The sequence below is a fragment of the Psychroserpens sp. XS_ASV72 genome (assembly GCF_041224425.1).
Classification (GTDB): Bacteria; Bacteroidota; Bacteroidia; order Flavobacteriales; family Flavobacteriaceae; genus Psychroserpens.
Genome location: NZ_JBGFGL010000080.1, coordinates 385870 through 400932 on the forward strand (window position 1 = coordinate 385870; position 15063 = coordinate 400932).

At 35.8% G+C, this 15063-nt stretch carries 16 protein-coding genes; 1 reads left to right on the plus strand and 15 read right to left on the minus strand.

The genetic code is table 11. The annotated features are described in order from the left end of the window. Positions 1–56: 56 nt before the first annotated feature. The 15 genes from AB9K26_RS12690 to AB9K26_RS12760 all read right to left on the minus strand — a co-directional run bounded on the left by AB9K26_RS12690 (position 57) and on the right by AB9K26_RS12760 (position 12709). Positions 57–533: a DUF4870 domain-containing protein gene (locus AB9K26_RS12690; protein ID WP_369972928.1), complete on the minus strand. Its 477-nt coding sequence runs from the start codon at positions 531–533 to the stop codon at positions 57–59. Between the two features lie 76 nt (positions 534–609). Beyond that, entirely contained in the window at positions 610–996 is a 387-nt protein-coding gene (locus AB9K26_RS12695) for a VOC family protein (protein WP_369972929.1), read from the minus strand. Between the two features lies 1 nt (position 997). Beyond that, a complete protein-coding gene (locus AB9K26_RS12700) occupies positions 998–1456 on the minus strand; it encodes a DUF1801 domain-containing protein (RefSeq protein ID WP_369972930.1) in 459 nt (152 codons plus the stop codon). Between the two features lie 9 nt (positions 1457–1465). Next, positions 1466–1972 (minus strand): DUF4199 domain-containing protein, encoded by a 507-nt coding sequence (locus tag AB9K26_RS12705; protein ID WP_369972931.1) that lies wholly within the window; start codon positions 1970–1972, stop codon positions 1466–1468. A gap of 18 nt (positions 1973–1990) precedes the next feature. Next, positions 1991–2362, minus strand: coding sequence for a VOC family protein (locus AB9K26_RS12710; protein ID WP_369972932.1), 372 nt, complete (start codon positions 2360–2362; stop codon positions 1991–1993). A 106-nt stretch (positions 2363–2468) separates the two neighbouring features. Further along, the gene (locus AB9K26_RS12715) at positions 2469–2879 is read right to left on the minus strand and encodes a response regulator transcription factor (RefSeq protein ID WP_369972933.1); all 411 of its coding nucleotides are present in this window, start codon (positions 2877–2879) and stop codon (positions 2469–2471) included. 9 nt (positions 2880–2888) lie between these two features. After that, positions 2889–3824 carry a 2-hydroxyacid dehydrogenase gene (locus tag AB9K26_RS12720; protein WP_369972934.1) on the minus strand — a complete coding sequence of 312 codons (936 nt, stop codon included), beginning with the start codon at positions 3822–3824 and terminating at the stop codon, positions 2889–2891. Between the two features lie 105 nt (positions 3825–3929). Continuing rightward, complete coding sequence (mgtE, locus tag AB9K26_RS12725; protein WP_369972935.1) at positions 3930–5303, minus strand: magnesium transporter; 1374 nt, start codon at positions 5301–5303, stop codon at positions 3930–3932. A gap of 11 nt (positions 5304–5314) precedes the next feature. After that, complete coding sequence (rsmA, locus tag AB9K26_RS12730; protein WP_369972936.1) at positions 5315–6091, minus strand: 16S rRNA (adenine(1518)-N(6)/adenine(1519)-N(6))-dimethyltransferase RsmA; 777 nt, start codon at positions 6089–6091, stop codon at positions 5315–5317. Positions 6092–6094: 3 nt separating this feature from the next. Further along, on the minus strand, positions 6095–6421 hold the full coding sequence (locus tag AB9K26_RS12735) for a DUF4286 family protein (protein ID WP_369972937.1): 327 nt from the start codon (positions 6419–6421) through the stop codon (positions 6095–6097). 46 nt (positions 6422–6467) lie between these two features. Further along, the gene (locus AB9K26_RS12740) at positions 6468–6977 is read right to left on the minus strand and encodes a GNAT family N-acetyltransferase (protein WP_369972938.1); all 510 of its coding nucleotides are present in this window, start codon (positions 6975–6977) and stop codon (positions 6468–6470) included. A 17-nt stretch (positions 6978–6994) separates the two neighbouring features. Then, the gene (locus tag AB9K26_RS12745; protein WP_369972939.1) at positions 6995–8773 is read right to left on the minus strand and encodes a tetratricopeptide repeat protein; all 1779 of its coding nucleotides are present in this window, start codon (positions 8771–8773) and stop codon (positions 6995–6997) included. Positions 8774–9161: 388 nt separating this feature from the next. After that, positions 9162–10430, minus strand: coding sequence for a serine--tRNA ligase (gene serS / locus AB9K26_RS12750; protein WP_369972940.1), 1269 nt, complete (start codon positions 10428–10430; stop codon positions 9162–9164). 34 nt (positions 10431–10464) lie between these two features. Then, positions 10465–11787 (minus strand): HTTM domain-containing protein, encoded by a 1323-nt coding sequence (locus tag AB9K26_RS12755; RefSeq protein ID WP_369972941.1) that lies wholly within the window; start codon positions 11785–11787, stop codon positions 10465–10467. Then, the gene (locus AB9K26_RS12760; RefSeq protein ID WP_369972942.1) at positions 11780–12709 is read right to left on the minus strand and encodes a bifunctional riboflavin kinase/FAD synthetase; all 930 of its coding nucleotides are present in this window, start codon (positions 12707–12709) and stop codon (positions 11780–11782) included. The genes AB9K26_RS12755 and AB9K26_RS12760 overlap by 8 nt, the downstream gene beginning before the upstream one ends. A 260-nt stretch (positions 12710–12969) precedes the next feature. Between AB9K26_RS12760 and AB9K26_RS12765 the strand changes: the two genes are divergently transcribed. Further along, entirely contained in the window at positions 12970–15024 is a 2055-nt protein-coding gene (locus AB9K26_RS12765) for a T9SS type A sorting domain-containing protein (RefSeq protein WP_369972943.1), read from the plus strand. Positions 15025–15063: the final 39 nt, after the last annotated feature.

Below are 15063 nucleotides of genomic sequence, written 5' to 3' on the forward strand. Positions count from 1 at the left end.
ATTTGCTAGAAAAAGAAAAGCGCTAAAGGTGTTAGGCTTTAGCGCTTTTTTATAATTTATAAGGATTTAAACCAATCTTGAAATTGTGCCCCTAAAAGGAAGGTAGGTTTCATTTTGCCACCTAAAGCACTCACTAGACTCATAATCCAAGCTACAAATACTACAATCCAAAGAATCCATCCTATGACAGGGATAACTCCGACAAAGCTTAAAATGATTAAGCCTAACATTTGTCTAATATAGAATGACCCAAATTCAGTTTTGTTATTGCTGTTCATAATGAGAGCAATCACCCAACCGATCAATGTGAAATGAGCAATAATAGCCACATTTTTGCCATCACTAAATACTTCTTTAGCTTCATTGGAAAATTCATTCGCCTTTTGTTTCGCTTCATCTGCAAATTCTTTTGCATCATCAGAAAACTCACTGGCTTTTTGTTTGGCTTTATCAGCAGCTTTTTTTGCGCCTTCCTTAGCGTCGCCTAACATATCGTTAAGATCGTCGCTTAAATTTTTGTTATCATCAGACATTGTTTTGTGATTTTATGGTTAGACTATAAAATTAATAAAATTGTTTAAGATATAAGTCTATAATTTTAACCATTTGTTACATAAACGCCTGATCAATAGGTTCCCATAACTCTATTTTATTGCCTTCATTATCAAGTATCCAAGCAAATTTACCATAGTCGTATTCTTCCATGTTTCCTACTATGGTTACGCCTTCTTCTTTTAGAACCTTTAATAATTCAACAAGGTTTTCGACGCGATAATTAAACATAAAGTCCTTTTTAGAGGGCTCATAATACTTGGTGTCTTCAGGAAAGGCACTCCATTGAGTGGAGCAATCGTTACCATTTTTATCTTTCCACCAAAAGGTACAGCCATAATCATCGGTATTGAAACCTAAATGTTTACGATACCATTCTTTGGAAGCCTTAGGGTCTTTGCTTTTAAAAAAAAGACCACCTATTCCAGTTACTCTTTGTTTCATGTTATTTTTTCTTTAATGCAGTTTCATAAGTGTCAATCCATTCTTTACAACTCATTTTTCGAGTCAATTCTCCAATAAGCTCATAAGGGATGTCATCGAGATTCTTAAATCGGATACAACTTTTACCCATATCTAGTTTTCGTTTACTATGTTTAGGGAACTCCTTAACAAACCAATCGTACAGTTCTTTTTTTGCATAGATACCACTGTGATACAAATTGACAGAGTTTTTTTGAGAGGCAAAGCTCATGAACGGTAAAGGTGTTTTTGGGTCGCAATGATAACCATCTGGATAAACCGAATGTGGCACATAGTACCCAATCATTTTATAAATGATGCCTTCTTCAAAATCTTTAGGCAGATTATCATTAATAACGTTTCTCAATTTTTTTAAGGTATCCTGACGTTCTTCAGGTACCTGACTAATATAATCTTCTGGTGATGTAGCTTCGTATTGCATAATGTTATTTTATTTACGTTGTAGTATTAAAGCAGATATTAAAGATAGAATAAACCCGATAACAACTACAGTAGCAAACATGACAAATGCTAAAAAGCCAGAGCCACCATAATTTTGCATATAATCGGTCATCTCTTGTTTTTTAGCTTCAAGTTCGGCTCCAGAATAGGTTTTTTCTAAGTTGGAAATCGATGTTTTTAAGAACTCCTCTGAAAAGTCTGGATTAATAACAGTAGTATAAATATAATCTGCAATGCCAATTCCAACACCTACCATAGCGGAAATTAAAACACCTATAAGAAGTGCTTTTCCAAAAGATACACTTCCATTGTTCACACGGTCTCTAAAATGTTTTATTCCGAAGAATACAAAAGATAAGGAAGCTACCATGGTAGCATATCCCATAATTTCTTGAGTGTTATAGGATAATCCTTTTCCAAAGGCCAAAGCCAATAAGAATAATATTGTCGCTAAAACGAGCCCGTAAAGGCCAAATCTTAAAACGGTCTGTTTCATAATTGTAAATTTTAAGGTTTAAATGTGTTGATCAATAAGAATGGTATTGCCATCAGGATCGTACAACACAATACTGGCTGGACCAGATTTGGAATCTCCTGTGTCTCTTTCTAGTTTGATATCGTTTGATTTCAGTTGTTTTTCAATGTCTCTCACATCGTCAAAGGATTCTAAAGTTTCTGCATTTTGATTCCAACCAGGATTAAAGGTGATGATGTTTTGTTCGAACATGCCCTGAAATAACCCTATTACGGCATCACCATTTTTCATGATGAGGTAGTTTTGTTCCATGTTTCCAGCAAAAACTGAAAAGCCCAAGGTTTCATAAAATGTTTTAGATGCTTGAATGTCCTTTACACTCAAACTCATTGAAAATGCGCCTAATGTCATAAGTTGTTCTTTTAAAGATTGATACCACAAAACTATAGGAGGCCATGAAAAGATGACTCATACTAAAGTACCAAAGCACTCCTACTTAAGTCTAAATGTATTGATTTTAAATGATATGTTCTTGCTTGGCAATTTGTATTGCCTGGGTTCGGCGTTTGGCGTTTAGTTTAACAAGCAAGTTAGATACATGGGTTTTAATGGTGCTTTCTGAAATAAAAAGTTTTTCACCAATTTCTTTATTGGAAAGTCCTTCGGAAATACCTATCAGTACTTCATATTCTCGTTCGCTAATCTCCAATTCCTTAATGCGTTTTTGATTGACTTCTTTTGTGTCAGTATTGTTTTTATGAAGGCTTTTTTTATTGAGATAGATGCCAACAAAGAAAAACACAACAGCAATGATGGCAATGGCATATTCACTTTCTAAATCGCCTGATAAAATAGCATATTTACTTAGTTGAAATAAGAGCAATAAGCCCAAAATAAGGAGTCCAAAAACGAGAATTGTTTTTTTCATGGACTAAAATTAACAAAATTCTGCTTTGATTTTGTCCACAATAGTCTGAGCAAGTTTGACCTTGCTTTCCACAGTCCATCCTGCAACATGCGGAGTTAAGATTACATTGTTTGCATTGACCAAGTATTGAAAGGCTTCAGGCATTTGAGTAGAAAATAAATTCTCGAATGAAGATTTCTCATATTCCAATACATCGAGTCCAGCGCCTAAAATTTGTCCAGATTCTAAAGCAGAGACTAAATCTTTGGTCACCACACTTTTGCCTCTTGCTGTATTGATTAACCAAAACGGTTTTGAAAATGCATTGATAAAGCCTTGGTTTACCATGTTGATGGTTAGTGGTGTTTCAGGCGTGTGTAAACTTAAGACATCCGCTTTTTGTTGCAACTCTTTTAGAGATACTTGTTTGGCATTGGCATCTGCTACATTAGATTTGATATCATAGCAAATCACTTCAACATCAAACCCTCTTAATTTTTTTGCAAAGGCTTTTCCCATATTACCATAACCAATCAATCCAACTGTTTTTCCATCGAGTTCGATGCCACGATTGGCTTCACGTAACCAGTGTCCAGATTTAACTTCGGCATCTGCTTTGTTAAGCTTGTTGAATAACGACAGCAATAAAGCCAAGCTGTGCTCGCCAACTGCATTTCGATTACCTTCAGGAGCTGATATGAGAGAAATGCCCTTTTTTGCAGCATAGTCTACATCAATATTCTCCAATCCAGCACCAACACGACCTATGAACTTTAGATTTTTAGCTGTATCTAGAAATGTGCTGTCAATAGAAAAGCGACTACGAATAATGATGCCGTCATAATTGTGTATGATGCGTTCTATTTCTGATTTGGAAGCGGTATAATCTTTATCATTGTGAAACCCGAGTGCATTGAGCTGTTCTAAAAGTAGAGGATGGTTGCTATCAAGGTGAAGTATGTTCATGTATGTAAGCTTGTTTTTGCGTTAGTGATGGCGCCATTGTTGGAGCTCCTCAAAGAGAGCGACTGGCAAGAGCACGACCTTTGGCGATAAGCAAAAGGGAACGCCCTAAATATTAAGAATCAATCGCGCAATCCAAAAATAGATTAAAATCCCAAAAATATCATTGCTTGTGGTGATAAAAGGTCCTGTAGCAATGGCAGGATCAATCCCTCTTTTGTCTAAGAATAACGGCACAAAGGTTCCTATAAGTCCGGCAACAATGATGACTGCAACCAAGGAGACTGAAATGGCTAAAGCTGTTGTGAAATCGCCTTTGGTTGCCCAAACAAACAAAAAGAGAAACAAGGCAAGAATAAAACCATTGAGAGCAGCAAGTAGCATTTCCTTGATAAGTCGGCTATTGATACTTCCCTTAACATCATCGTTGGCTAAACCTTGAACAATGATCGCACTGGATTGTACACCAACATTTCCTGCCATTGCAGCAATTAAGGGTGTAAAAAAGAACAAGACAAAGACTTCACCTTTGAAAGCTTCCTCAAACCCTTCCATGATTAAAAAGGCACCAATACCACCAACCAATCCTAGAAACAACCAAGGCAATCGAGCTTTTGTCAACTCTAGAATACTATCGTCGGCTTCAACGCCTTGTGTAATACCTGCAGCTAATTGGTAATCTCTATCGGCTTCTTCTTTTAAGACATCGACAATATCGTCAATGGTAATGCGTCCTAATAGAGTTAGATCTTCATCTACCACTGGAATCGCTTCCAAATCATATTTTGCCATGACTCTGGCAACATCTTCCACATCATCATTTACATTGACATAATCGACACTGTCTTTGGCGATGTCTGCAATTTTTTGTTCACTTTTGGCTACGATAAGATCTTTAAGTGATAGTCTGCCAATGAGTTTTTCTTGTTTGTCGACTACATAAATAGAATGTACTCTAGTGACCTCTTTTGCTTGGCCTCTAATGCGGCGAAGGCAACCTGCAACCGTCCAAGTTTCATAGACCTTAACCAGCTCTTTTGCCATTAAGCTACCAGCTGTGTTATTTTCATAGGTTAGAAGCTCGGTGATTTCATCTCTATGCTCTTTGTCTTCAATTTGAGAGATGACTTCTGCTTGTCGTTCTTCAGGGAGTTCGGCAATAATATCAGCAGCATCATCGGTGTCGAGTTCTTCAATTTCGTCAGCAATTTCCTTAGAGGAAAGATTTTCCAGGACTTTTTCACGAATGTCTTCATCGAGTTCGGTAATGATGTCTGAGGTTTTTACCGAATCCAATAGTTTGATGACATACAAGGAATCTTCAAGATTCAACTCATTGAGAATCTCTGCTACATCGGCATAATGATACTCATGGAGTAATGTTTTCAATGCTTTATCGTCTTGTTGGGAAACTAAAAGCTCAACATTTTCAATGAGATCATCAGTGAGTTCAAATTGGTTATATTCTTTTTCCTCTGCCAAACGAAATATTTTTAGTTGTCGTCTTTTTCAATGAGTTGCGTAAGTTCAATAAATGAAGCAACACTCAATTGTTCTGGTCGTTTGCCAAATATAACATTTGCTTTTAAATTATCGGAAAGATTGAAGGTTTTTAAACTGTTGCGAAGCGTTTTTCTACGTTGTTGGAATGCCGTTTTAACCACTTTAAAAAATAAGGCTTCATTACATGGCAAATTGAGATTTGCTTTGCGCTTTAGAAGCAACACTCCAGAATCAACTTTTGGAGGCGGATTGAAAACCGAAGGTGGAACCGTAAACAAGTATTCGGCATCGTAAAAGGCTTGGGTTAAAACTGATAAAATGCCATAGGTCTTATTGCCTTCCTTGGCACAAATACGTTCTGCGACTTCCTTTTGGAACATGCCTGAGAATTCAGGCACCTGATCTCGCAATTCTAATGTTTTAAATACAATTTGTGATGAGATATTATAAGGGAAATTTCCAATGATGGCAAAAGGCACATCTTTAAAGATCTTACTCAAGTCGTATTTCAGAAAATCGGCTTCATGAACGCGATTGGAGAGGTTGAGAAAATGGGCTTTCAAATACTCAACAGACTCTGAATCAAGTTCAATTACATGAGTTTCGACATCTTTTTGGAGCAAATATTTGGTAAGTACACCCATTCCAGGACCTATTTCAAGAACTGCATCATAACCTTCAAGACTGAGGCTATTAGCGATGCGCTCTGCAATAGATTCGTCATTGAGAAAATGTTGTCCTAAATGTTTTTTTGCTCTTACAGACATGTTTTAATTGAATTTTACCGAATACTCATCAACAATCTGAAGTTCAGTTCTAAAAGCCACCATTTTGTCAGCAAATTTTTTAAGGCCTTCGTTCCGAAGCTTATCGGCATCATCTTTATAATAGGCATCTAGAGCTGCTCTTGAGTAGGAACGATATTGAATGGAATAGGTGATTCCTCCCAATTCTTCTTCAACTAAAACTTGAGACAAAGTAGCTTTTTCAAATTTTCCGGTTCCCAATACTTGAGGGATGTGTTCTGTTTTCATCCATTCCAACCATTCGTCGTGGATGCTGTTATCTACATTAACAGTAACATTGTAAATAATCATAATTCTATTTTAAGGGATTTACGATAGAATGCAAAAGGCCATATAGCTATAAATCTTTTGCAAATAACAGAAGTTCTTCGTCGTCTTCAAAAGGTTTTACGGTTTTTTGGAAAGATAAACCTAATTTTTTCAACAAGGCTATTGATGCTATGTTTTCTTCTAAAGTGATGGCATACACTTTAAGGATTTTAAAATCTGTTTTGAGAAATTGCAATAAGGCTTTGACAGCTTCATAAGCGTAGCCTTTTCTGTAGTATTCTGGTAATAGAGTAAACCCAATATCTGGGTGTTCGAGTTCGTCACGTCTTAAAAGTCCGCAAGTACCAATAGGTTTTAGACGATCAGATTTCAACTGGATTTTATAGTAGCCAAATCCTTGGGTTTTGTATTGTTCGAGAACACGATCTTTGATGTAGGTTCTAGCATCCTCAATAGTTCTGACATTTCTGTCTCCAATATATTTGATTCGATCAGGAGTGTTTAACAATTCTAAAAAAAATTCCGCATCCTCCATTTCAATTTTAGAGAGTATAAGTCTGTTGGTTTCAAGTATCATTATATGGTTGCTTAAGTCTAATTAATGGAGTCACCACGGAGCATTCGGAACCGTTTTCTGGCTTCAATAAAATAGATGCTGTCCTCGTAATCAAAAATAATTTTTTCATACAAGTCTTTGGCTTTTTCAGGTTCTGCCAATATGTTTTGATAGAGGTTTGCCAAATAAAAATGTGCATCATCTGCTAAAATCTCATCCCTATAGTTAGCAATAATATATTGGTAATTAGTCACTGCCTTTTCAAATTGCTGAGTGTCTTCATATAATTTTGCTTGCATAAACAATGCCTGATCCTCAATGGTTTCGCCTTTGTGTTCTTCAAGTATTTTGTCTAAAAGCGATATGGCTTCATTTTTTTTATTCTGAAATGCCAATAAATCGGCTTTGGAATACAATTTCAAAGCTATATGAAGTGAATCCTCAAGAATATTATCAGAAATCAAGAGTTTTAAGTCTAAGGCATCATTGGCAATAAGTTGTGAGGTAGAAGATTTTAAAATCTTAAGTTGGGATTCTGCCCATTCGAAATCCCCTTTGTAATAACTGGTCTTGGCAACCTTGAAACGCGCTTCTTGAGAAATCGTGCTATTTTTTAAATTGGCTTGAATTTGCGAATAGTAGATTAAGGCTTCGTTAAAACGTTCCTGAAACACCAAAATATCACCAAGTTTCAATTTTACTGTCGCCTCCTGAAACAAGGAGAGTTCTTGTTTTAAGCTTTCCTTTAAAAATGTACTGGCTTCTTCTGGTTGATGGAGATCGAAGGCCAAGAAATTACCATAGGCAATTTGAAGCGCAATAGTTTGTTCGTATTTACCATATTGGTCAAACAGTTGGAGGTACTTTTCCTGAATGGCTTTCAGTTCCTTTTTGTTAGCTGTTCTGGTCTCTATATCTAGTAAATATTGATGTGCTGTAAGTCGTGTTTCAATGTCTTGTGAGTTTTCTAAAATATACTCGAAGATAGAAACCGTAATTTCGTATTCCTTTTCATTTAAAGCGGTAAGAGCCAGATCTGTAATACGACTCAAGCTTTCCGGATTTCTTTTGTACAAGGCCTTTTCTTGAATAAACGCTTTGTTATAGGCTTTTTCTTGAATGTAGAGCCAACTCAGCATATCATACCAAATTTCGTCTGGATTAGCTTGTAGTTTTTTCAGCAAGATCCTTCTCAAGGACACATTATTTTCATTGTCGCTATTTTCAGAGATAAAATCGCTGAACGCTCGTTTTCCATTACTTAAAAAATTAGGTTTTGTTTCTACATAGTTTAAATAATTGACAAACAGTTGCTCAATGTTTCCAAGCTCACCATATATACGTGCTAGCTGTACATAAAAATTTTGTTTCGGATTTAACTCCATGCCTTTTTTGTACACTTGGATAGCTTCATCTAAAAGACTGTGCTCTTGAAACCGTTTTGCAACACTATAAGTAAATACTGGATTGTTTTCGATTTCTTTAATGGCATCCGTATAATACGTTTTTGCCATTTCGATATTGTCTTTTAATTGGTAATTATAACCGAGTTCTACCAAAAGGGAAGGGTTGTTTCTATTGGAAACACGTTCTATAAGTAAAATTTGGGCCTCATCATATTGCTCTAGTTGTTGATGGGTTTCAACCAGTTTATAGATGTATTTGTAATTTCCTTTATTTGATTCATAAAGCTTTTGATAAATCACAAGGGCTTTTTCAAATTCACCACGTTTGAAGTAATCGTCTGCAAGCTCTTCATCTTGAGACCAACCAAACGAGCAAAAACATAAGAATAGTATGAGTAAAATCTGCTTCATGCCTCTAATTTATGTAAATATAACAGATAGCCAACTTACATATTGTGAATGTTTTTATAAAAAAATGCCCAAACATAAGTTTAGGCATTACCAACCAAAATAAATGTGCTATTAATCACTATTGTAAAATGATTCAATTATTCTGCTGTGGCTTTCTGAAATAACTCTAAATAATAGTTGTTTATAAAAAGACTTTGCTTGCCATTACGATTAACGAAACTAGAAGTACGATGCGTTTGATATTTTTCATAATAAGTAGGTTGTGTTGATTTGGTGAAACTAACTTCCTGATTATTAATCAAAAAACAAAGAAAAACGCAAAAAAATCGTTGAATAACGTGTTTTTTTAGCATTTCAACGACTAAAAATAAGTATTTTCTTACAAATATTAAATTTTATCGAATCCTGTGTAAGGAATTAAAACCTCAGGAATTTGGATGCCGTCTTTAGTTTGGTAGTTCTCTAAAATACCAGCCAATACTCTAGGTAAAGCCAACGAACTTCCATTGAGTGTATGGCAAAGCTCTGTTTTTCCTTCTTTGTTTTTAAAGCGCAATTTCATTCTATTGGCTTGAAAGGTTTCAAAATTAGAAACCGAAGAAATTTCCAACCATCGATCTTGAGCAGTGGAAAAGACTTCAAAATCATAGGTTAATGCAGATGTAAATCCTAAGTCGCCACCGCATAAGCGCAAAATACGGTACGGTAATTTTAGTTCATTGAGAATGCCCTTGACATGATCGACCATTTCAGTTAAGGCATCATAGGAACGATTAGGATGCTCCACTCTTAAGATTTCAACCTTATCAAATTGGTGCAAACGATTCAAACCTCTAACGTGAGCACCATAGCTTCCAGCCTCACGTCTAAAGCAAGGTGTGTAACCAGTTATTGCTATTGGTAGATCATCTTCGTTTAACAGATTATCTCTAAACATATTTGTTGCAGGAACCTCAGCTGTTGGAATGAGGTATAGGTTATCTCCTGTTACATGATACATTTGCCCTTCTTTATCAGGTAATTGTCCGGTTCCAAAACCCGAAGCTTCATTAACTAGATGAGGTAATTGGTATTCGGTGTATCCAGCTGCTGTATTTTTGTCTAGGAAATAGGTAATCAAGGCACGTTGCAATTTGGCACCTTTTCCTTTGTATACTGGGAAACCAGATCCTGTAATTTTGTTGCCTAGTTCAAAATCAATGATGTCATATTTTTTTGCCAATTCCCAATGCGGTAACGCATTTTCATGAAGTTTAGGAATGGCACCTTCTCTGAACACTTCTTCGTTATTTTCATCTGTGTTCCCTTGAGGTACAATGGTGTTTGGTGTATTAGGAATTTTATACAACAAATCATTCAGTGCATCGGTTTTCACATTAAGCTGCTCGCTGAAACTGTTTTTATCGTCTTTTAACTGTGACGTTTTTTCTTTAAGAGCATTCGCTTCCGCTACTTTTCCAGACTTAAAAAGGTTTCCAATCTCTTTAGAGATGGTATTGAGTTCTGCAGAGGTATTGTCAAGCTTTGTTTGAAGCATTCTTCGTTCTTCGTCTAAGACAATAACCTCTTCAATCATTTCAGTAGCATCGATATTTCTTATAGCTAATCTATGAATGACTTCCTCTTTGTGATCTCTGATAAAAGCAACTTGTAACATGAGTGAAAATTTAAGCTGCAAATTTAAACAATTGTCAGTTATTCTCTGACTCTTTTGAAGGTAAAATCCAGTCGCTGTGCTTAAACGGATTCCATTTAACATTAGCAAGGTCTACTTCTGGATCAATAAGTTGTTTTTTTGGTCTTCCATTGACACTTACAAAAACACGAGCATAGACCTCAACATCTTGGTTCTTCTTAGCATAATCTTGCTTTAGGTGTTGCGCAAATTGCCAAATAACGTCTGGTTTTGTGCTAACATTTCTACGTTGTTTTTTGGTGAGGTAATCTTTAAGATTAACCATTGAAACCTTACCGGTTTTTTTATCAACAACTCTAAAAGAAGCAATGCCATTTTTGGTTCTTAACATCATGCGCCAAGACAAGCGATGGCCTTCTTCTGTCCATAGTACATCATCTGTAATAAAATGATGTCTCAGCGGCAAAGCAATTTGAATGATAAAATAGATAATAAAAAGCGAACTGAATAATTTGGCTCGACTTGGTACTATGATATTACCTTCTGTATAAAAAGGTTTCTGTTTTAGGAAACGCTTTTGAATTTTTTCTGGTTCAAAAAAGAAGACAACAAAGGCTAATGATAAATAAGGAAATATACCAACTTGAAAAATAAAGGAATTAAATAAATGGAAAAAAATAGAAGCAATAAAAGCTATTTTTCGAGTTGGCTTCCACAGCAATAAAGGAATTATAAGTCCGTCATAAAGAATGCCTCCATAAGCAATACCGTAATGGATAAATTCCTTTTGGAGAATGTCACCAACCAAAAAATAATGTTGTTTACTTTGCATCAATAATTTTGGAACCGTTAGGTCAAGCCAATCAGGATACATTTTAGCTATGGAAGCATACGTGTAAAGGATAAACAGTTGAAGATAAAAATACAATCGGCACCAACTAGGCATTGATAACCTCTTGATGTTTGGATTTTGCTTAGCATCAATTGAAAAATAGCGATTGGCTGGCATGAAAATCATAGCAGCACTTAAGATCATCAAGAAGTAGTAATGATTGTTATAAGATGATTTTTGCATGAAGTAGGTGCCAGCCCAAAGCAAAGTAAAACCCAACATACTCCATCGGTATTTGTAACCAATCATGACAAAAATGCCAAAAAGACCCATTACACCGTAATAGGCATACATCCAGTTGCCTGGCAAGGGTTGAAGCCACTCAAAACCAATAAAGTTGAATGTAAATTGCGGGTCGATTAATGTGCGTTTTAACCAACCTGTAAATATAGCGCCAAAACTTTCAAGAGTAATTAGAGCACCAAAAAGCACTCTGAAAACAATAAGCGAACTATTGTCAATATGCTTAAACAACCACTTATTCATGGGTTTTTATATATTCTAAAGCTTGATTTTGGTCTTTTATTAATTGTTCTTGAAGCAAAGACACAGACTCAAATTTCTGTTCATCTCTCAAACGATCTAAGATGTTAATTCTTAGATTTTTGTTGTACAGATTTTCGTCGATTCCAAAAAAGTGGATTTCAATAGATTGCTTCGTGCCATCTACGGTTGGGTTAAAACCAATATTCATCATACCATGCACTGTTGCATCATCAATTTCTGATTGGACGACATAAACACCATTTTTAGGAATGAGTTTGTAATGTTCTTCAATGTAAAGGTTAGCCGTTGGAAATTTAATTTGTCTTCCCAGGCCTTTTCCATGTACGACTGTTCCGGTTAAAAAATAGGGATGATCAAGATAGCTTTGAGCGGTTTTTAAATCACCTTCTAAAATGGCATTTCGAATTTTGGTTGAGCTTACAGCAACATCTTGTATGTCTTGAACAGAGATTTCTTCAACTTCAAAACCAAATTCCAAACCAAATCTTTTTAAATCAGAAATATCTGCTGTTCTGTTTTTACCAAAATGATGATCGTAACCAATAATAATGTGTTTGGCATTCAAGCCATCAACCAAAATATTTTTAACGTAGTCTCGAGCAGAGAGGTTGGCAAAGCTCATGTCGAAGGTTTTAATAATCAATCCGTCTAAGTTCAGTTTAGACAATAAATCAATTTTTTCATCAATGGTATTGAGCATTTTAATATTAGCTTCTTTTTGAAGCACCATTCTTGGATGGGGAAAAAAAGTTAAAACAAGTGATGTCAAACTTTTTGTATTCCCAACATGAGTCAACCTTTGAATTATTTTTTTGTGTCCGATATGAACACCATCAAACGTTCCGATGGTAACTACGGAAGGTGTTTTAGGGTAGAATTCTAATTCTCGGTATATTTTCAAAGTCATAACTATTTTGGTAAAAATAACTATAAACCTAAAACCAAGGAAATATAAAGTTCAATGTTACCATAAAAGGATAGAGATAATGTAATTCTAGAAACTGTTTTGTGAATATTTTCTTATCAAATCCATATACAATACGTTAAAAAACAAATTTTTGTTAATAAAACCCTAAAATACTCAGCTGATTTCATTAGATTTGAAGTCAATAATTAACGATTTGTCCTAACACAAGACAATATTTAAATAACATAAAAGAAATGAAAAACAACTTTACTTTAAAATCTATTTTTACAGTATTTGCGCTTCTTTTGACATTTTCAATTTATGCTCAAGATCGAACTTGTGGCATGGTTGAATATATGGAAGAGATGCTAGAAGATCCTGTTATGGCGAAACAATACTATGAGAGCCAGAAAAAGTTTAAGGAAGAACTAGCTAGACGCGTTAGTAATGGAGAATTTAGTAATCGTGGAGGTGCAACTATTGAAATTCCAGTTGCTGTGCACTTTCCAGAAGCAAATGAAGCTGACAGAGCTTGTTTAGAGGCTCTTGCGCAAACACAGATTGATATTTTAAACGCTGATTACACTGCAACAAATTCAGATATTGTTCAGTGGCCAGCAGCTTCAATTTTTTACCCTGGTCTTAGTCCAGGATCTGCAAATATCTCTTTTTGTATTGCTACATCAAATCATCCAGTTGGGTTAGATCCAGAATTACTTGAAGGAAATCCTTGTGTCACTATTGGATATAACTTTGGTGGTGGAGCAGGAAATGCCGATGCTAACTGGTCAGGTTACATGAACTTTGTTGTAAGAGACATCGGATTCGGACTTCTAGGATTTTCTCCATTAGGAGGTAGTGTTGCTGCAGGACAAGCGGTAACTATGAACTTAGGAGCTTTTGGTTCTGGAGCTGGTTGTCCAGGTTCAGGTGTTGTGCCAAGTGCACCATTCAATTTAGGTCGTACGGTAACTCATGAATTAGGTCACTTTTACAACTTGAACCACCCTTGGGGACCTGGTGCGCCAACTTGTGCACAAGATGATGGAATAGCTGATACACCTAATACAGGTCAAGAAACTTATAACTGTCCACCAGCCGGATCTCAAGATGGTTGTGTTGCCGGTCAATATGTTCTTCATATGAATTACATGGATTATGTAAATGATGCCTGTATGTACATGTTTACACCAGGGCAAATGGCCGTAGTAAACACTTATGTGTCTTCTGTTTTAGCGCCTCAATTTAAACCTAACGTTTGTCAACCTCCTGTACCTGGATTTAGCCTAACAGCTAATAACAGTCCAGTTTCAAGTTGCCCAGATACTGATACACAAGTTGATTTTGACTTAAGCTATTCGACTATTTTGGATTTTAACGAAACCACAACGTTTTCAGCAACAGGTTTACCTGCTAATGCTACGGTTAGTTTCTCTCCAACGTCATTGAACACGGATGGTTCTGTAACAATGACAGTTGGAAACTTAGGAGCTACAGCACCAGGAGTTTATACAATTACTGTAACGGGAACATCAAACTCAGTTGTTGAAATGGTAGATGTTGTATTGGAAAACAATTGTGTTGAATGTAATACTACAGCTTCTGCAAATAATTTGAATCTTGCTATTCCTGATGGCAACGATTTATCAGGAACCAATCCAGGAGCACCTTTAACAACAACTTTGAATGTTGCAGATTCCCAAACAATAGAAGGTATTAATGTTAATGTAGATATTTCACATACATACATCAGTGACCTTTTGATTATTATTACACATCCTGATGGCGTAACACAAGCTGTTTTATGGGCAGGTAGTTGTGGAAGCAATGACAACCTTGACATCACGTTTTCTGATGATGCTGCAGGCGCTCCAGTTTGTGGAAGTCCAACAAGTGGAACGTTCACTCCTGAAGAAGCACTTAGTATCTTCAATGGAATGGATGCTCAGGGTGATTGGGAGATTTACATTCAGGATTTCTTTAGTCAAGATCCAGGGACTTTAAATGATTGGTCTATTGAAGTGTGTGCTGAAGCGAATCTTAGTATCAATGAATTCGAACAAGATAATTTTGCTATTTTCCCTAATCCAAACAATGGAGAGTTTACGATCAAGTTAAATTCAAATTCAGGAAAAGATATCGAAGTAGATGTATTCGATATTAGAGGACGAAAAATCTTCAAAAACTCATTTACAAATACAGGTGATTTCAATGAAACAATTAGCCTTGACAATGTACAGGCTGGAATGTATCTAGTTACTGTGAATGATGGTAATAATGAAGTTACTAAACGAATTATCGTAGAATAAGTAGTTTATTCTGTACTATATAGAAAGGAGGTCATTTGA